At 39.7% G+C, this 19,561-nt stretch carries 16 protein-coding genes; 13 read left to right on the forward strand and 3 right to left on the reverse strand.

Annotation, left to right across the window (positions count from 1 at the left end; genetic code table 11):
- Positions 1-3,438, reverse strand: a complete 3,438-nt coding sequence (locus DTQ70_RS16080) for a methylmalonyl-CoA mutase family protein (RefSeq protein ID WP_122931755.1) — start codon at positions 3,436-3,438, stop codon at positions 1-3.
- Between the two features lie 77 nt (positions 3,439-3,515).
- On the opposite strand from DTQ70_RS16080, the gene DTQ70_RS31235 reads away from it, so the two are divergent.
- From DTQ70_RS31235 to DTQ70_RS16115, 6 genes are all read left to right on the forward strand, one after another.
- Positions 3,516-4,031, forward strand: coding sequence for a tyrosine-type recombinase/integrase (locus DTQ70_RS31235; protein WP_122931756.1), 516 nt, complete (start codon positions 3,516-3,518; stop codon positions 4,029-4,031).
- 38 nt (positions 4,032-4,069) lie between these two features.
- A complete protein-coding gene (locus tag DTQ70_RS16090; RefSeq protein ID WP_122931757.1) occupies positions 4,070-4,438 on the forward strand; it encodes a single-stranded DNA-binding protein in 369 nt (122 codons plus the stop codon).
- 99 nt (positions 4,439-4,537) lie between these two features.
- On the forward strand, positions 4,538-5,122 hold the full coding sequence (locus DTQ70_RS16095) for a hypothetical protein (protein WP_122931758.1): 585 nt from the start codon (positions 4,538-4,540) through the stop codon (positions 5,120-5,122).
- A gap of 457 nt (positions 5,123-5,579) precedes the next feature.
- Positions 5,580-5,921 carry a hypothetical protein gene (locus DTQ70_RS16100; RefSeq protein WP_122931759.1) on the forward strand — a complete coding sequence of 114 codons (342 nt, stop codon included), beginning with the start codon at positions 5,580-5,582 and terminating at the stop codon, positions 5,919-5,921.
- Between the two features lie 417 nt (positions 5,922-6,338).
- Positions 6,339-8,510 (forward strand): TonB-dependent receptor, encoded by a 2,172-nt coding sequence (locus tag DTQ70_RS16110; RefSeq protein WP_122931761.1) that lies wholly within the window; start codon positions 6,339-6,341, stop codon positions 8,508-8,510.
- Between the two features lie 5 nt (positions 8,511-8,515).
- On the forward strand, positions 8,516-9,310 hold the full coding sequence (locus DTQ70_RS16115) for a cation transporter (RefSeq protein WP_122931762.1): 795 nt from the start codon (positions 8,516-8,518) through the stop codon (positions 9,308-9,310).
- Between the two features lie 1,037 nt (positions 9,311-10,347).
- Here the strand turns inward: DTQ70_RS16115 and DTQ70_RS16120 are convergent.
- Complete coding sequence (locus tag DTQ70_RS16120; protein WP_122934435.1) at positions 10,348-11,358, reverse strand: IS110 family transposase; 1,011 nt, start codon at positions 11,356-11,358, stop codon at positions 10,348-10,350.
- A 258-nt stretch (positions 11,359-11,616) separates the two neighbouring features.
- On the opposite strand from DTQ70_RS16120, the gene DTQ70_RS16125 reads away from it, so the two are divergent.
- Positions 11,617-12,327, forward strand: a complete 711-nt coding sequence (locus DTQ70_RS16125; RefSeq protein WP_206019531.1) for a hypothetical protein — start codon at positions 11,617-11,619, stop codon at positions 12,325-12,327.
- A 19-nt stretch (positions 12,328-12,346) separates the two neighbouring features.
- Here DTQ70_RS16125 and DTQ70_RS30730 read toward each other — a convergent pair whose 3' ends face one another.
- Entirely contained in the window at positions 12,347-12,592 is a 246-nt protein-coding gene (locus DTQ70_RS30730; protein ID WP_164490075.1) for a hypothetical protein, read from the reverse strand.
- Here DTQ70_RS30730 and DTQ70_RS16130 point away from each other — a divergent pair.
- The 6 genes from DTQ70_RS16130 to DTQ70_RS16155 all read left to right on the forward strand — a co-directional run bounded on the left by DTQ70_RS16130 (position 12,582) and on the right by DTQ70_RS16155 (position 19,518).
- Positions 12,582-13,184 (forward strand): hypothetical protein, encoded by a 603-nt coding sequence (locus DTQ70_RS16130; protein WP_164490076.1) that lies wholly within the window; start codon positions 12,582-12,584, stop codon positions 13,182-13,184. The genes DTQ70_RS30730 and DTQ70_RS16130 overlap by 11 nt on opposite strands.
- A gap of 165 nt (positions 13,185-13,349) precedes the next feature.
- On the forward strand, positions 13,350-14,066 hold the full coding sequence (locus DTQ70_RS16135) for a phytanoyl-CoA dioxygenase family protein (protein ID WP_122931764.1): 717 nt from the start codon (positions 13,350-13,352) through the stop codon (positions 14,064-14,066).
- Positions 14,067-14,256: 190 nt separating this feature from the next.
- Positions 14,257-15,759, forward strand: coding sequence for a serine hydrolase (locus tag DTQ70_RS16140; RefSeq protein ID WP_122931765.1), 1,503 nt, complete (start codon positions 14,257-14,259; stop codon positions 15,757-15,759).
- A gap of 344 nt (positions 15,760-16,103) precedes the next feature.
- Positions 16,104-16,979, forward strand: a complete 876-nt coding sequence (locus tag DTQ70_RS16145; protein ID WP_122931766.1) for an AraC family transcriptional regulator — start codon at positions 16,104-16,106, stop codon at positions 16,977-16,979.
- Positions 16,980-17,195: 216 nt separating this feature from the next.
- A complete protein-coding gene (locus tag DTQ70_RS16150; RefSeq protein ID WP_122931767.1) occupies positions 17,196-18,020 on the forward strand; it encodes a pirin family protein in 825 nt (274 codons plus the stop codon).
- 457 nt (positions 18,021-18,477) lie between these two features.
- On the forward strand, positions 18,478-19,518 hold the full coding sequence (locus DTQ70_RS16155; protein ID WP_229599953.1) for an aldo/keto reductase: 1,041 nt from the start codon (positions 18,478-18,480) through the stop codon (positions 19,516-19,518).
- The last annotated feature ends 43 nt before the right edge of the window (positions 19,519-19,561 follow it).

Below are 19,561 nucleotides of genomic sequence, written 5' to 3' on the forward strand. Positions count from 1 at the left end.
TCACATATTTCGGCGGTACTGGCCACCAACTTGGTACAAGGCCGCCGAAATTTGGCCGAGTGTGCATACTTTCACCGTTTCCATGAGGCATTCAAACAAATTACCACCTTGCAGCGCTACTTGTTGTAGCTTCGCCAATGCCACTTGTGCTTGGGCTTCGTTGCGCTGCTGAAACGCTTTTCTCGACGCTACAGCGTATTGTTTTTCTTCGTCGGTCGAGCGGATGACTTCGGCTGGGAGAGTCGTGGGAGAGCCTTTTTCGTCCAAAAATGTATTGACCCCGATGATTGGCAACGCCCCCGTGTGCTTCTGCATTTCGTAATACATCGACTCCTCTTGGATTTTGCTGCGTTGATACATGCGTTCCATCGCACCCAAAACGCCACCGCGTTCGTTGATACTCAAAAACTCTTGGTAAACGGCTTCTTCCACCAAATCGGTTAATTCTTCTACGATAAATGCTCCTTGCAACGGATTTTCGTTTTTGGTCAACCCAAACTCGCGGTTGATAATCAACTGTATCGCCATCGCCCGACGCACGCTTTCTTCGGTAGGGGTCGTAATGGCCTCGTCGTAAGCGTTGGTATGCAGTGAGTTGCAGTTGTCATAAATCGCCAACAACGCCTGCAAGGTCGTTCGGATGTCGTTGAAAGCAATTTCTTGCGCGTGCAAACTCCGCCCCGACGTCTGAATGTGGTACTTGAGTTTTTGGCTACGGTCGTTGCCTTTGTACTTGTTTTTCATGGCTTTGGCCCAAATCCGACGCGCTACTCGCCCCAAAACGGTATATTCAGGGTCCATTCCGTTGGAGAAGAAAAAGGACAAATTAGGCGCAAAATCGTCGATGTGCATTCCTCGGCTGAGGTAGTATTCCACAAAGGTAAAACCGTTGGACAACGTAAAGGCCAACTGCGAAATGGGGTTCGCCCCCGCCTCGGCAATGTGATAGCCCGAAATCGAAACCGAATAGAAATTTCGTACTTGGTTTTCAATAAAATACTGCTGAATGTCGCCCATGAGTTTGAGAGCAAACTCTGTGCTGAAGATGCAGGTATTCTGCGCTTGGTCTTCTTTCAAAATGTCAGCTTGTACCGTTCCGCGTACTTGACGCAGGGTATCGGCTTTGATTTTTTGATAGACGTCGGTAGGCAGCACTTGGTCGCCCGTCGTGCCGAGGAGCGCCAACCCGAGGCCGTTGTTGCCTTCGGGAACCTCACCTTGGTAGGCAACCTCACCCCTAGCCCCTCTCCTTTCAGGCGAGGGGTATTTTTGTTCCCCTATTACCTCCCTCCCTACAGGGGAGGGACCGAGGGTGGGGTTTTGCAGGTACTTCTCACACTGCTGATCAATGGCCGCATTTAAGAAAAAAGCCAGTACAATGGGTGCGGGGCCGTTGATGGTCATGGACACCGAGGTGTTGGGGTCACACAGGTCAAAGCCGCTGTATAGTTTTTTGGCATCGTCGAGGGTACAGACACTTACGCCCGAGTTTCCGACCTTCCCGTATATGTCAGGGCGTAAGTCGGGGTCTTCGCCGTAGAGCGTCACCGAATCAAAAGCCGTGGAAAGGCGTTTGGCGGGCATTCCTTTGGAGACGTAGTGAAAACGGCGGTTGGTGCGTTCAGGACCACCTTCCCCCGCAAACATCCGCGTGGGGTCTTCGCCCTCGCGTTTGAGCGGAAATACACCAGACGTATATGGGTAAACGCCAGGAACATTTTCGGTCAGCAACCACCGTAAAATATCGCCCCAATCGTGGTACTTGGGCAACGCTATTTTGGGGATTTTGAGGTGCGACAGGGTTTCGTACCAAAGGTCTTGTTCGATGATACGATCACGGACTTTGAACTGGTACTTTTCAGCGCGGTATTGTTTCACCGTCTCGGGCCACTGTTCGAGTAAGCGTTTGCAGTCATAATGCAAACGAGCTTCCAAATCGCCATAGATGGCTTTGAGATCTTCCAATTTGTCAAAATTTGGAAGCGTTGACAACGTTTTTAGCGTACCATCCAACTGGTACAATTGCCGCGCAATGGCGCATTGGTCGTTGACAAACTGCTCATACGCACGGGCATTTTCCACAATTTCGGCCAAATACCGCACACGGTCAGAAGGAATGATGCCTTTGGAGTGATGAGAGATGAGTGATGAGTGATGAGTTTGATCTGTTTTTTTGCCACTTGCCCCTTGCCCTTCCCCCTTTGCCCATTGCCTCTTACCCTTTGCCCCTTGCCCTTCGCCCCTGCTCTCCAGCAACTCCAACACCTTGGCGTAGAGCGTGTTCATTCCTTCGTCGTTGAACTGACTGGCCATAGTTCCAAAGATGGGCAACTGGTCGTCGGGAACATCCCAGAGGTTATGATTGCGACGGTATTGTTTGCGTACGTCGCGCAGGGCGTCAAGCGAGCCGCGTTTGTCGAATTTGTTGATGGCAATGAGGTCGGCGAAATCGAGCATGTCGATTTTTTCCAACTGCGTAGCCGCGCCATACTCCGCCGTCATCACGTACAGCGAAACGTCGGAATGTTCGGTAATTTCGGTATCGGATTGCCCGATGCCCGACGTTTCGACGATAATTAGGTCAAAATGAGCCGCTTTGCAAATATCAATGGCGTCTTGTACGTGCCGACTCAGCGATAAATTGGACTGACGCGTAGCCAACGAACGCATATAAACCCGTCCTTTGGCGATGTCGGGGTGCAGGGAGTTCATCCGAATGCGGTCGCCCAACAAAGCCCCGCCCGTTTTGCGTTTGGAGGGGTCAACTGAGATGACTGCCAAGGTTTTATCTTCAAAATCGAGCAAAAATCGCCGTATCAGTTCGTCCACCAACGACGATTTTCCTGCCCCGCCTGTGCCAGTGATGCCAAGAACCAGCCCCCCGCCCCCCAATGGGGGAGTAAAAACGCCGCTTTCGGCCTGAGAAATCAGGCGTGCAATTGACTGATGATTGGAAGCCCCCTGGCCCCCAATGGGGGTATTCACTGTTCCCCCATTGGGGGTTAGGGGGCGTAACAAGTCATCAATCATTCCTTGCAACCCCATGGCGCGGCCGTCGTCGGGGGAGTAAAGGCGGGTGATGCCGTAAGCGTGCAGCTCGGCGATTTCGGAAGGCAAAATAGTGCCTCCCCCACCTCCAAAAATCTTGATATGCCCTGCCCCTCGTTCTTGCAGGAGGTCGTACATGTATTTAAAAAACTCGACGTGCCCACCTTGGTAACTGGTGATGGCAATGCCGTGCGCGTCTTCTTGGATGGCACACTCCACAATCTCCTGCACCGAACGATTATGCCCCAAATGAATCACCTCTGCCCCAGCGGCTTGCATGAGGCGGCGCATGATGTTGATGGCGGCGTCGTGGCCGTCAAAAAGACTCGCGGCCGTGACGATTCTGATGGGATACGTGAGTGAGATTGGGGGTTGAGTGACTTTTTCCATGTTCTGACGTTTACCGATAAAATTCACTGCGAAGGTAGAAGAAATGAGAGGTTTAAACAAAGTCAATCTATACACCCATGTACAGGGAGCGTTTTGGTCTCAAAACCGAACCCATAGGCAAAAAAGTTTTATTACACATCCATGAAGTAACTGGAGCAGCCGCGACTATTTTGCCATATTGTATCAAAACGCTCAAGCTCTCAGAAAGCACGATACACAGTAGAATCAACGGGGTGAAGTATTTATTGGCATACCCCGACCCAAGAAGTGAGCGAGGTGTGAATCTGAATTTTAAGGAGTATCACCCTCAAGAGTGGCTCTTTGAGGGGCAAATTGCGGGCGAGAAATACTCTGTGCGTAGCATCCAAAATATCTTTGGGGCGGCAGTAGAAAAAGCGGGTATAAAAAAAGACGTAAGCGTACACACCTTACGGCATAGCTTTGCGACCCACCTGCTCGAAAACGGCACCGATTTACGATACATACAGAGCCTTTTGGGACACGAAAGCTCCAAAACGACCGAAATTTACACCCACATTACTACCAAGGGTTTTGACCAAATAAAAAGTCCTTTGGATAAGTTGGATATTTAATTAAAAGTTTTTTTATTTGAGAAACAATTGTGATATGCGTGGACTTAACCGCGTCGGCGGTCCGAAAAGTAACACTCATTGGTAACTTAGGTAAAACCCCTGAGATACAGGCTTTAGAAGGCGGCACAAAGGTAGCTAAGTTGTCGTTGGCAACAACCGAAACTTATAAAGACAGCAAAGGGCAATCTCATACCAATACCGAATGGCACACAGTAGTTTTGTGGCAAAATTTGGCCGAGTTAGCAGCTACTTATTTGCAGAAAGGGAGTTTGATATACGTAGAAGGAAAGCTCAAAACACGGTCTTACGAGGACAAAACGGGCGAAAAGCGATACGTAACCGAGATAATTGCCGACAGTATTATCATGTTAGACAAACCACAACGACCACGCACAAATCGGAAATAGACGCCATAACAGCCGACAACAAACGTTTATAATCGTTTGAAAACGGTAGAGTGGCGTAAATACAATCGTTAGCACCAATTTTGAACAAAAATTAACTTAATGAAAAACATCAGACTTATTTTACTATTATTTATTTTCACAAATTGTGCCAGCTACAGTCGGAAAGAATTTAAAAATGAATTAGTGAAAATTGGAAGAATTGGATATTCAAGCTTAAATGGGAAATATGAATCAAAACCTTTTCGATATTTCGGAGAACAGTCAAACTGGAATACAGAAGACTCTTTGAAAACTAAAAATCTTTTAGGGGTATATGAAAGAATACAAAATAAAGCACCTTATTATGACAAAACGGAAATTTTAGATTACGAATTTATTAAATTAAATTTCAAGCCAAATGGGAAACTATTATATGAATTAATATTAAATGATTCAGTTATAAAAAAGGATTCTGTGAATTATAAAGTGAATAATGGAATGATTAAACTTAAAAACTCATTTTACAAATGTGAAGGTGTTCCTTTTTTATTAGGCGGTTGTAGAAATGGAAGAATTAGATTAGGTATTTCAAAAAATAATAATCTTATTTTAAACAAATCTTATGACCAATATGGAGCATTATTAATTATAATTGGAGCTGGATTAAATAACAACTCAACTTATGAATATAGAAAAATTGAATAAAAACTGGTGCTAACAAGGGTTTTGCGTCAGGCGGGCTGAAGTGCAAAATTCAACGGCAGTTTTTCAATTGAACTTTAGGAATAATACAAGCTTTTGTGCTCCGAAACCCGCCCGAACGCAAAGCCCCAAACCGTTAGCAGCAAGCGTAAAAAGACCGTGCAACCCTGACAGTAACGGACAGACAAACAAGAGAAGCGTAAACCATTTTGACAGATAAACAAAGACATACAGACCATATTACAAACGGACAAGAACTAAGCCGACACACCTTGCCGACTCTTCTGTATTTTTTCTTTTCCCCACCGCACATTTTTTTATTCAATTTTTTGCCACCGCACAATGGCACATTGGCTTTTGCCCCGACACACAAAAGCCCACGCTTCGGCAAAATCCAAAGAGCCATTTTTCCCAACGCTTTTTTAACTTTGCATTTATAAACATCTATATAGAGAACACTATGCTATCAACAGAGAAAACATTATCAGAAGTAATAGAAATACTAAGACAACGTGGTTATACAGAAGACTTTAACTTGTTGGAAGAAAACATATCTTACAAAAAAGGAGGCGAAAAAGTTGATTTGAACGACATCGTTATTGACAAAATATATCGTTTTACAGGACAAAACGACTTGGAAGACGAAGCTATTTTATACGCAATGACAAATCAGAAAGACGGAGCTAAAGGCGTATTTGTCAATGGGTATGGAACTTACACAGACTCAGGAGCAAACGCTGTTATCAGTAAGATAACTGTTAATGAAAATGATAATGATAATGACGATTGGACAATCAAATAATGAATTATACTAACTTTGCAGCGTGAAATATTTCTCCTTCATATTAGCCCTTTATGTTTTGTTGCTGACAGCAGTACCAAATTTGGTGGAGGACAAATGTTTTCAGGAGCAAACAACCGAACAATCACAAGACAATCAAAATGACAAAGATTGCAGCGATTGTTGTTCACCATTTATGAGTTGCAATACCTGTTTAGGTTTCACTTTTCCAATAGCAAATTTTTCAATACACTCTATCCTCACTTATTCAGACAAAAAAGTTTCTATTTACAAGGAAAATACAACGTCTGACTTTTTCTCTTCCATTTGGCAACCGCCCAAAATTAGTTAATGTTTCCGTGCCTTCGGCACAATAACAAATTGCGGTGCTACGCACCGCCAATTCTTATTTTTCAAACATTAATAATCATTTAGGCAATGAAGTTTAAAATCATTTTGCTACTAATGGTAGCATTCAACATAAATACCGTATTCGGACAGAATACATTTAAAGCGGTCATAAAAGACAGCGAAACAAAAGAACCGTTAATCGGTGCGACAGCTATTTTATCAGGAACGGCAACAGGAGCAACCGCAGACATTAACGGAATGATAACCTTAACCAATATCCCAAACGGAAAGCAGATAATTGAATTTCGTTACATCGGTTATGAAACAAGAAAAGACACGTTTGATTTTCCGTTGACAACATCAAACCTGATAGAGATTTTTCTCAAATCAAATGCAGACGAATTGGACGAAATTGTGATTTCATCTACCCGAAGTTCCAGAACCATAAAGGACATTCCGACAAGAATTGAATTTATTGCAGGGGAAGAATTAGAAGAAAAAGGAAATATGAAAGCAGGCGATATTCGTATGCTTTTAAGTGAAAGCACAGGCATACAAACGCAGCAAACTTCCGCAACGTCTGCCAATGCTTCTATTCGTATTCAGGGACTTGACGGACGATATACACAAATTCTTAAAGACGGATTTCCGCTATATGCAGGAGCAGCAAGCGGTTTAGGACTTTTGCAAACGCCACCGCTTGACTTAAAGCAAGTAGAAATTATTAAAGGTTCTTCATCTACACTTTACGGAGGCGGAGCAATAGCAGGATTGGTAAACCTTATTTCCAAAACACCGACAGATGAAAAAGAATTACGTTTTCATTTAAACGGAAGTTCGGGCAGAGGTTTTGACATTAACGGTTTTTACGGACAGCGATTTAACAAAATCGGGACAACTATTTTTGCTGCACATAACCGCAATTGGGCTTATACCCCATCGGGTGATTTTTCAGCTATTCCAAAATTTGACAGGTATGTTTTCAATCCTAAGTTATTTGTTTATTTCAGCGACAAAACAAAACTGAATGTTGGAATAAACACAGCTATTGAAAACCGTATCGGTGGCGACATACATTTTATACAAGGAAAAGGCGACACTATCCACAGTTATTTTGAAGAAAACAAAACACAACGCTATTCCACGCAATTGTCTTTTGACCATAAATTTAATGACAAAAGTTTCTTCAATTTCAAGAACAGTGTGAGTTATTTTAACAGGATAATCAATATTCCAAATTACAGTTTTGACGGCACACAAACAGCCACATTCAGCGAAGCAAGCTATACCAATATTCGGGAAAAAACAGAATGGGTTGCAGGTGTAAATCTTTGGTCGGATAACTTTCAGGAAAAGCAGACAGACACTTTTCCATTGAGAAATTATAACCAAATTACTTTTGGTTCATTTGCTCAAAATTCGTGGAAAGCAACCAAGTGGCTCAATCTTGAAACAGGTTTCAGAGCCGACTATGTTATTGATTATGGTATTGCTTTGCTGCCAAGAGTTTCAGCATTATTCAAAATAACCGACAAATTTTCTTCACGGCTTGGTGGTGGTTTTGGCTATAAAACACCAACCATATTTACAGAGGAAAGCGAACGCATACAATACCAAAATGTAATGCCCATTGATAAAAACATCAACAAATTGGAACGCAGTTACGGAGGAAATGTTGATTTTAATTATCGCACCGTATTTGGCGAAAAAGTAACGTTCAGTATCAACCAACTTTTCTTTTACACCTATTTGAATAACCCTTTGTTGCTTGAGTATCAAACAGGCGGATTATACCAATTTATCAATTCGGCAGGACACATTGATACAAGAGGAACGGAAACCAATATCAAAATCGGCTATGAAGATTTTAAATTGTTTTTGGGTTATACATTCACCGATACCCGCTTGCATCAAAACGGAATTTTGACAAATACACCGCTTACGCCAAAGCACAGGATAAATTCAGTTTTAATGTATGAAGTAGAGGACAAATGGAAAGTAGGTTTGGAAGCGTATTATTTCAGTCCTCAAAAATTGAGTGACGGTGCAACAGGAAAACAATATGTGCTTTGTGGTTTTATGGTTGAAAAGCTATGGGAGAAATTTTCGGTTTACATCAACTTTGAAAATTTCCTTGACGCAAGGCAAACCCGATTTGACACTATTTATACAGGCACACTAACTAATCCTGTTTTCAGGGACATTTACGCACCGCTTGACGGATTTTTAATTAATGGTGGTATCAAACTAAAATTGTAGCAATTATGCAAAAGACAATATTTAACATTACAAAAATGGATTGCCCAAGCGAGGAGCAATTAATACGGATGAAACTGCAAAAGTTTGATGAAATAAAATCATTGGAGTTTGACATTCCAAACCGAAAATTAGCAGTTCATCATAACGGAAAACCAGAGCCGATAAACTTAGCATTAAATACGCTGAACCTTGATACTTCTTTGGTTTCAACCGAAGAAAGCAAGGTGGAAATTGAAACCGACACAAGCAATAAACAACGGAAATTGTTGTGGACGGTTCTTATTATCAATTTTCTGTTTTTCGGATTGGAAATGCTGTTTGGAATTTTTTCCAACTCAATGGGATTAGTGGCAGACAGTTTGGATATGCTCGCAGACAGTATTGTTTACGGATTGGCATTATTTGCGGTAGGTGGAACAATAACGAGAAAAAATAACATCGCAAAATTTGCAGGATATTTTCAAATACTTCTTGCTGTAATTGGTTTTGTAGAAGTAGTCAGACGATTTATAGGAATTGAGAAAATGCCTGATTTTCAAACAATGATTATCGTTTCTGTTTTGGCTCTTATCGCTAATGTGATTTGTCTTTACTTATTACAAAAAGGTAAGAGCAAAGAGGCTCATATGCAAGCAAGTATGATTTTCACTTCCAATGACGTAATTATTAATTCGGGAGTAATCACAGCCGGACTTTTGGTTAATTGGCTTAATTCAGGTTATCCCGACTTGATTATTGGAGCAATCGTTTTTATAATTGTTGCAAGAGGAGCATACAGAATATTACAATTAGCGAAGTAAAAAGCCAACGCACACAAGCACACACATTTTGCAGCCGCTACAAGCCGACACGCAAACCAAAGCTGCAAAAAGAGTGTGCTTGTTTCCCTAAAAAAAATTGAATAAAAAAATTTTCCTGCCCTTCTGAAAAAGAAAAAATACCCGAACGCACAACCCGACACTTGGACGACATACAGACAATGGTTTACTAAGACGGTGGACAGAACGCCAGCTGCTAACAGCGGTTTGGCGTAATGGGGGCGGACGTTCTTCGTATGACAGTTTTTCGTAAATTTGAACTTTCGGCTTCGTATGAAGTTTTGTGCTGAAAAGCCCCCACTACGCCAAGCCGCATAACGTTGGTGGCTACCGCAGGACGAAATCTTAGTAAATTAGTGTAGCATCCTTAACCTTTTTTTCATTTTTAAACTTTAAACAAAATGGCAGAACACAAAAAAATGCAAGACCGTCAACTCATGACAAGCACACTAACCGTCAGGCAAAACCTGCAAAAAGAAATGAAACGCCCAGTGTAAAAGCAGCTCGTGAAAAATCTGAGGCAAAAATTGCTGCAAAGAAGGAAAAACGAAGTAAAGGATTATGCTTTATTACCACTGCGGTTTGTCAGACTCTGGGCAAACCTGACAATTGTATCGAATTAGAAACCATTAGAAGTTTTCGAGATAATTGGTTGGCAAAAACACCCAATGGACAGTAAATTATTGATGAGTATTATGAGATAGCACCTCACATAGTATCTTCAATAAATAAACTACCTGATAGTCGACATATTTTCCAAGAGATTTGGGAAAATCATTTGCAGTTGTTCTTTCAGCAAATAAGCGATTCTAAAATGGAGACAGCAAAAGAAACATACTTATCTATGGTAGCTTCCTTATCGAATAGATATGAATCTTAGTTGATTTTCAGTAGCTTTGCTTTCATGGAAGCAAAAAAGAAAAAACGCCAAGCGAACCAATACGACAAGATTTTTAAAGAGAATATCGAAGCCGTAATTTCGAGTATCATGCAAAATGTACCGCACGGATTTCCATGGTTTATGTAAGCGTGGATGTATAATTTTTATCATATTTCTGTTGGCGGTGAACCACAGCGCAAACACGATGAATTAATTTATTACGAACGGCATTCAAAACCAGCATTTTATTCTTGCCTTCAGCAACTTTACGCAAATAATAGTCCTGAATTTCGCCTTTGACTCGAATGGCAGACATTGACCCTAAATGAAAAAGGCTTTTCAAACGCTTTCTTGCCTGATGGTTAACTCTGGTTTTGCCCCTAATACTACTGCCAGATTGGTATTCAAAAGGAGCGACCCCTGCATGACAGGCTAATTTTTTAGGATCAGTAATGGTCGTAAATTCGTTAGTGGCAATAATTACCTCTGAGGCAGTACTTGGACCCACACCGGGAACAGAAGTGATCAATTCAAAAAGTTCTTTTAAATGGGAATCTTTATCGATAAGGTCTTTGATTTGTTTTTCAATCTTCTCAATGTCAAGATTGATGGCTTTCAATGATGCCTGACAGGTTTTGGTAAGTTGTTTTTGTAAAGCAGGAGTTACAAATCCCTGTTGCTCCTGCAAAGGTTGTTGCAATTGCTGACGCGCTGTCAAAAGTCTGTGGCGAACCGCACTCAGCGCTGCTAATCGTTGAATAACCTGACGGGGAGGTTGCCATAGACGCGTTTTATCTTTAAATCGGAAGGCGTATTCAGCAATACGAACGGCATCAATGGCATCCGTTTTGCCGCGTTGTAAGCCTCCCGCTCGTTTAATCTGTAAGCTGTTTTCTAACCAGATGGGATAATGCAGATGGTATAAACAATCCAGTAAATGAGTATTGTAAATACCGGTATGCTCCATGCAACATACAGACATGGAGCGCTCAAAGCCTGGTAAAGATTCAATGATTTTAAGTGTAGCTTTAATCGCCGCTTCTGAATTAGCAGATTGAGTCTGATAAATAATACCCTTTTGGATTGAATAAACAGCCCAATCTAAAGTTGCCTTTGAAATGTCAATGCCAATAAAATGTAGAGTCTCCATGAGCATTAATCTATTAAGAGTTATACTAAAAACTTACCCTATTTCTCAAACCCTTACTAATGGGCCATAATGCCCTAATTTCCATTTGAGTTTTAGTAAGCCATTTAGAGTGGGACCTGAATCCGAGCATAGAGTGAAAAATCTCTGCGACCCCTTAGGAAAACCCACTCTGGTATTGTTTGATAAAAATACTCAATCTTGAAATTTTACCATAGCACAAATCTAAAGGGCGGCCCCGTTGATATTACGGCTGTTTCTATGGAAGAACTGCCTGATGATATTCAACATACCAAAGAACGCAAACCCGATGTACTCAAAAAAGTAACTGATATAAAAGGCGACACTTTTGTACTTCAAATTGAGTTTCAAGTCAGAGATGAGCCAAAAATGGTTTATCGAATGGCAGAATACTTTATCATGCTTGAAAGAAAATATGAGTTACCTGTGAAGCAATTTGTCATTTTTCTTGGGGCGGACAATCCAAAAATGCCAACCGAACTTGACAGAGAACGGCTAAAATTCAGTTATCCGCTTGTTTCGCTTTCGACACTTGACTATCATATCTTCCTTAACTCAGACAAACCCGAAGAAATTATCTTGGGCACTTTGGCAAACTTTGCAGGAGAAAATCCCGAAAATGCCCTAAAACAGATACTTGTTCGTGTCAAGGAAACCACCAAAGGAGATTTTTCGTTAAATAGGTACTTTAATCAGTTGCGTGTGTTGGCTCAACTTCGTAACTTAGAACTAAATTTAAAAAACGCTATGGACAGCATCGCAGAATACATCAAAGAAGAAAGAGACGTTCTATTTTTGAGAGGTCTTGATAAGGGAGAAGCAAAAGCAGAAGAAAGGATTGTAAGAAATTTACTTTCTAAAATGTCTTTGACTTTTGAGCAAATTGCGGACATTGCAGGTACTACGGTGGACTTTGTTAAGTCGGTACACAGACAATTGACTGATAAATAGATACTTGTGGACTTTTTGCTCATGGAAACTTGGCTGGCGAAAAAACGGGGTCGCACGTGCGACGGCAGCCACCAACATTGTATTGAATAAATGGGGGCTGACGGAATAAATTGAGCATTCCTACTTCTATTTTACTTCTGTGCTTTATTCGAGCAGTCGTTTTCAAATTCCCCCACTTCTTCAATACCCGTCCGTTGGTGGCTATTTTACAAACGCTACCGTTCGACAAAAAACTTAAAGACAAAGACGACGTAATGGACGACATTATTTTAAGATATTCTGGCCCTGCGACAGTTCGACGCTCATATATGAATGAATTTCTGGTGCATTGTCCCAAGTGTGGACATTTGGCGACAGTGACGACTTCTCAGTCATACGACACGAGTAAGGATAAGTTGATTTGCCAAACTTGCAATCATGTAGAAAAGAGAAATGACCATACTAGATATAAAGCAGTGGTCAAACGAAATTGTGACAATTGTGGACAATCAATAGATGTAACCATTCCAAATAATAAAGAGAAAGTTGAAGAACTGACGCTTCCTTGTGCTAATTGCGGACAAGTTAGGACTTACAAACCAAGAAACGATGCTTATAGACTAATTTACAATAGCATTGGTGCTTGTGACCCAATTTTTCATTTACCACTTTGGTTTCAAATTGACATTAAAGGCGATACATTTTGGGCTTACAATAGGCTACATTTAGTTGAAATTAGAAGTTATGTTACAGCAAAGTTGAGAGAACGACAGACTACAACCCACACGACAATGGTTGAATGCCTTCCAAATTTCATTAAAGCAGCAAAGAACAGGATGATAATAATCAAGGCAATTGACAAGTTATTGAAAAAATAAAAACAGCCACCAACATGGGTTTGTGGCAAGTGGGGCAGACGGAAGTAATTTAACATTAGAACAAAATCGAATAGTGTGCTAAGGCTCAATTTGGGTGCTAAAATTCCCCACTTGCCACAAGCTCTATCCGTTATGCGGCAGCTTAAAAGACGACACTGATAGAAAATGACAGTAACTGAAAGACATAAAATTGACCTTACAGAAAATGGTTTCACGACTATTGACGATATCTATTCTGACAAGGAAATAGAACAAATTTTGTTGACTATTGACCAAGCCGACAATGACAAAGAAACATTTAGAAAGTCGGATGACATTTTCGCAATTAGACAGTTTTTAAAAGAAATTTCAGAGACAACAAACTTGGTGTTTAATGACAAATTAAAAAATGTAGTAGGGCAACTTTTCGGGGACAATTATTTCGTGGTTAAGAGTATTTATTTTGACAAACCTGAAACTTCAAATTGGTATGTTTCTTACCATCAAGACTTGACCATTTCAGTTGACAAAAAAGTAGAACTTGAAAACTTTGGACCTTGGACAACAAAGCAAAATCAATTTGCCGTCCAACCACCAATTGACATTTTAGAAAATATTTACACAATCAGAATTCACCTTGACGACACAGACGAAAATAACGGTGCATTAAGAGTAATTCCAAAATCACATTCAAAGAAAATTTATAGACCTGAAACAATTGACTGGACGACAGAAACTGAAACGTCTTGTAAAGTGAGTAAAGGCGGAATTATGATAACGAAACCTTTAATCTTACACAGTTCAAGCAGGACAACGAATAATAAAAAAAGACGAGTAATACATATTGAATTTTCAAACCAAGAATTACCGACAGAATTAAAATGGGCAGAACGACTGAATTGAGAGAAGAAAGCCGACCTCGCATAACATCGGTTTGGCAGTATGGCGGCTGAAGTGCTACTATGAAACATTTGTGCAAGGTTCAACAGCAGTAATTCTATTGAACTTTTGTGCTTCAAAATCCGCCACTTCGCCAAGCGCCAAAACGTTAGTGACAAGTCAAAATGGCAACCTCTTAACAAACTAAAATCAAATGACTAAGAATTTGTTTTTTACATTTTTTTTCTTGATATCTTTTGGCTGTAAAACAAATCAAGCAATAGCTCAGGCAAGGAAAAAGACTTTCGCAAGAGAACTAACTGAGCTCAAAGCATTTTTTCATATCCCAGCCATTTCTGTTATTATAAAAAAAGGCGATAAAACAATTTTTGAAGACTATTTAGGCTTTGTTAATTTAAAAACGAAAGTTGTAAACGACTCACTGACAACTTTTCCAATGGCTTCCTTAACCAAGATATTTTCTACGGTTTTAATTATGAAGTTGGTTGAGGAAAAGAAATTAGACTTAGACGAACCGATTAATAAATATGTTACTAATAGGAATATTGCTGATTCTATAAAAATCAAACATATTTTATCTCATACATCGCAAGGCGATATCGGGCAGCAGTTTTATTATAGCGGACGTTTTGGCTGGCTGACAACTGTGATTGAGAAAGCCTCTAGAAATTCTTTTGAAAAAGAAATTAACGAGAAAATAATCCAGCCACTTGGACTAAAAAACACATTTCTTTTGAAAGATACTCTACAGGTAAAGAAAGAAAACAGGAAAATTGCAATGCCTTATACCTATGAGGGTGAAATTACAGATGGATTTATTGACTTTGGTTATTCTGCAGCTGCTGGCATTTCGTCAACAGTACGAGATTTGGCAAAGTTTAGTAAAGCATTAGACGACAATTCTTTAATGACGGAAAATTCAAAGAAAAAGATGTTTGCTCCTTTCAAAAATAACTTGCCATACGGACAAGGTATTTTTTCTCAAAAATTTCAAAATAATGATTTGATTTGGGGATATGGGCAATACGATTGTTACTCAAGCTTATTTCTCAAAGTGCCAGGCAAAAACCTGACCTTAATTATTTCGGCGAATAATAACTTAATAAGCGACCCATCTCGATTAATTTATGGAGATATTACTTATTCATTATTTGCCTTAAGTTTTCTAAAAAACTATGTATTAGACTTGAATAATGAACCTCTTTTTGAAACTTCAACTTCTCTAAAAATCATAGAAAGTAGAATTAACTCAAAAAATTCATCATTTTATCGCAGAAAACTATTGGCACAATCTATTTCAGAAAGTTTTATGGCAAGGTATGACATCAGCCAAGGAGAAATGAGTACAGCTATTTTGGATAAAGTGTTCAAATTATATCCAGAGTATGAAAGTTATTCCGATTTAACTTTGTTACATAATTTAAGTTTTCTAAAAGCTATTTCTTCAGTTAAAAAGCAAGAGAATTTTACAAAATTTGATTCAGAACTTGAAAAAATTGCGATAAATCTATTGACAGCAGACAGTAAAAACCCGTATGCAAATTATTACTTAGCAACTTATTTTAGTAGTAAAGGGGCTAATGATATAGCCTTAAAGTATTATGAGAAGATTATTAATGCCAATAATTTTTCAAAAAACTGGTACACTTCTGAAGCAGAGAACTGGATAAAAGAAAATCAAAAAAAAAGTAAGTGACCCGACAAAAATGACCAGCCACTAACAACTAAGCTTTCGTGGTGGCCGAAGGCCAAGCCATGAAAGCTCGAACGCTTTCGGAATTGAACGAAACTCGGGCGGGTACCTGCTTTTTTCTTTTATAGTTGTTTATACACCATTTTTATGACAAAACGTTTTTGTCATGATTAATTTTAAGTTTAAATTGTTCTTCTATTCAACTTTTGTACAAATTTGAAGGTTTGTGCTTCGGTTTCCGCCACAACGCCAAGCCGTAAACCGTTTCTAACAAAGATACGAATGCCCTTGGTGATAACTAGCAATAGTTACCTGAGGTGTCCCCTTTAACGACACGCTCAAATAAATTGAAAGAAATTATTCCTACATATCAACTTGAAGAAATTAATGACCAAAACCAGTCATTAAATGACGCGTTTTTTACAGATGAAAAATTATTTGCTCTTGCCAATAAATTAAACAAACCTTACCGAAGTAATTACTACGGATTGGGTATATGTGTGTCTGGCACTGCCACGCTTGTGAGCAACTTAGACCACTATCTTGTACAACCCAACTCCATTGTAGCAATGTCGCCACAAGTGATTAAGCAGTGGAAAAATGTTTCAGAAGATTTTGAAACGCTTACTTTATTTTTTACTAAAGCATTTTTTTCTAAAATATTTGCCCATCAAAATTATCTAGATCAATTTCAATTTTTTGACCAAAACGCACAACACGTTAATCAATTCTCCGCTGACGATACAACGACCGTATTGCAGCTTTTTCAAACCATTAAATCGCACATCAATCGCTCTCACGCTTATCAAAACGAGATTTTAGCCAGCTACTTCAACATACTTTTACTGGAATATCAAATACTGTTTGAGCAACTGCATTTTAAAAATAGCTACAAAAAAAACCGAAGTCAACAATTGGTAGAAACGTTTAAAAACTTACTCAATTCTCACTTTCAACAACAAAGAAGCGTGCAGTTTTATGCCGACAAATTGTTTATTACGCCAAAATATTTAACCGAAATTTTAAAACAAGAAACAGGTAAAACGGCGAGTGAATGGATTAATGAATTATTGATTTTGGAAGCAAAAGTGTTACTATCGAACCCACAATTACAAATTCTTCAAGTTGCCGAAGCACTACATTTTCCAGATGCATCAACCTTTGGAAAATTCTTCAAAAATCTTTCGGGCACTTCGCCACTTCAATACAGAAAAACGCTGTAAACTAGAATTTTCCGAATTTTTGACTATTAATTCCGAATTTCTGCCCTTTTGTTGTCCGACAGTTTATGCCAACTTTGCATCATCAAAATAAAAGACATAATGCAAGCACCCAAAAAATGGAAAATGGCTTTACTGTTTAGTGTCATTTATGATTCCTATGGCAATTTCTCAAATTACTAAATTTTTCAATCAATAATTAATTAAAATTTTAATGCTATGTACAAACAAATAAAAAAAATAACCAACAGACAGCTTAAAGAAAATATAGCTGGCCTAAAAGCAGTAGATGCTTTTCATACCGAATACGGATTTGAACCCTTTTTGGTTTTTACTGAATTTTATATGAGTAAACCTATTTTTGGTCCGCATCCGCACGCAGGTGTTTCGGTAATGACGTATATGCTACCCGATAGCAAGGGGTCGTTTTTGAATAGAGACAGCGATGGTGACAAAAGCATTATAGAACCTGGCGGCATACACGTAACCCAAGCTGGAAGCGGCATACACCACGACGAAACACCAACAGTTTTGGGGGTAGATTGTCATGGTTTTCAAATTTGGATCAACCACGCCGACAAAGACCGATTGGTCGCCCCCAGAGCTTTTCACGCATCTGCGAAAGATGTGCCAGAATACAAAACTAAAAATTCACATATTAGAGTAGTGCAAGGGCAATACAATGGTTTGCAGTCGCCCATCGAGTTAGTTACGAAAACAACTTTGTTAGATGTTACACTGCAACCAAATACTACGATAGAATTGGATACCATGGAAATGGCGTTGGTATATTTGATTGATGGTGAAATAAAAATTGCTGACCAAGACATTTCAAGTAAAGCATTCATTAATTTTGAAAAAGATGGCGACAAAATAATTCTTCATTCAAAAAACAAAGCTGCACATTTTCTTTTTTTATCAGGCAAACCACACAAGGAACCCATCGTTCACGGCGGTCCTTTTGTAATGACCACCAAGCAACAAATGCTGGAAACACAGCAACGATTGCAACGAGGAGAAATGGGAGTTTTGAATCCATTATAAAACAGAATTAAGCAAAATGAGGCTGCTGCTAATAACTAAGGTTTCGGGCAGGCGGCCAGCGTGGCGGTGAGTACTCACAACCCTTTTCTTTTGTTATGGAGTTGCGGAGGGTCATCCCAATCGTCAAAGGGGCAACTACGTTGAGGTCAGGTATTTTAAGTTTAAATTGGCCTTAAAATTAACCCTTTTGGCGCGATATAGCTACCGAAGGTTTTGTTCAACACGGGTTTTGCGTCATGCGGGCAGACGTGCAAACTTGGAGCTTTGTACTTCTAATAAACTTTAGTAATAAATTGGGCATTTGTGCTAGGAAACCCGCCCGAACGCCAAGCCCTGTCCGTTAGCGGTAATGGTACTAGCCCCAACAACAACTTCATTTTGAACACAAACAACTGCATTTAGGACACAACTGACTTTTTTAAGATTCTGACCTTTGCACTTCACAATTAAATTAAAAATGATGAAGTACAAAATTTTAGGAAGCACAGGCTTGAAAGTTTCTACGCTGTGTTTAGGTACAATGAATTATGGCGGGAAAGGTTTTTTTGGCTACATGGGCAACCTTGACCAAAAAGCGGTTGATGAACAAATTAAAACGGTAACCGAGGCAGGAGTAAATTTTATCGACACTGCAAATATATATTCTGGAGGACTTTCAGAAGTTATGATAGGGCAAGCCATTAAAAATCTTCCTATCAACCGTGACGACTTGGTGTTGGCGACCAAAGTTAGGGGCTCTATGGGCAAAGGACAAAATGATTTGGGCCTTTCAAAAAAGCACATTATCCAGCAAGTAGAAGGAAGTTTAAAAAGACTCGGTACTGATTATATTGACTTGTACCAAATTCACACTGCCGACCCACTGACGCCCATCGAAGAAACCATCAGAACCTTAGACGATTTGGTGCGAAGTGGCAAAATCAGGTATTTTGGTGCCAGCAATATTTCAGCTTGGCAATTAATGAAAGGCTTAGCGTATTCACAATACAATCATCTGGATAGATTTGCTTCTTTACAAGCCAATTATTCGTTAGATGTAAGAGATGTCGAACGGGAAATTATACCCATGCTACAAGACCAAAAAGTAGGAATGATGGTTTGGAGTCCGTTGAGCGGTGGTTTGCTTACAGGCAAGTACAAACGAAACGGACAAAAAGAAGAAGGCCGATTAAATAGTTTTCCTTTCCCGCCTTTTCACGAAGAACGAGCCTACAATGTACTGGATGTGCTTACACCCATGGCAGTACAAAAACAGGTTTCAATTTCTCAGTTGGCCTTGGCTTGGCTATTGCATCAGCCTGTTGTAAGCAGTATCATAATTGGTGCAACTAAAATACATCAACTCCAAGACAATTTAAAATCGGTAGATGTTATATTTACAGCAGATGAATTAAACCAACTGAACGAGGTGTCGAAATTACCCATTGAATATCCCGCCAATGTGTTAGAAATAATGACCATGGACAGAAGTTTGGGAGTTGATTTTCAAAATGCTTAAATTCACCGATATTGAAGTAGGCAGAAAATAAAACTGCCTACTT

Origin of the sequence: Runella sp. SP2 (assembly GCF_003711225.1) — a bacterium.
In the GTDB taxonomy this organism is placed as follows: domain Bacteria; phylum Bacteroidota; class Bacteroidia; order Cytophagales; family Spirosomataceae; genus Runella.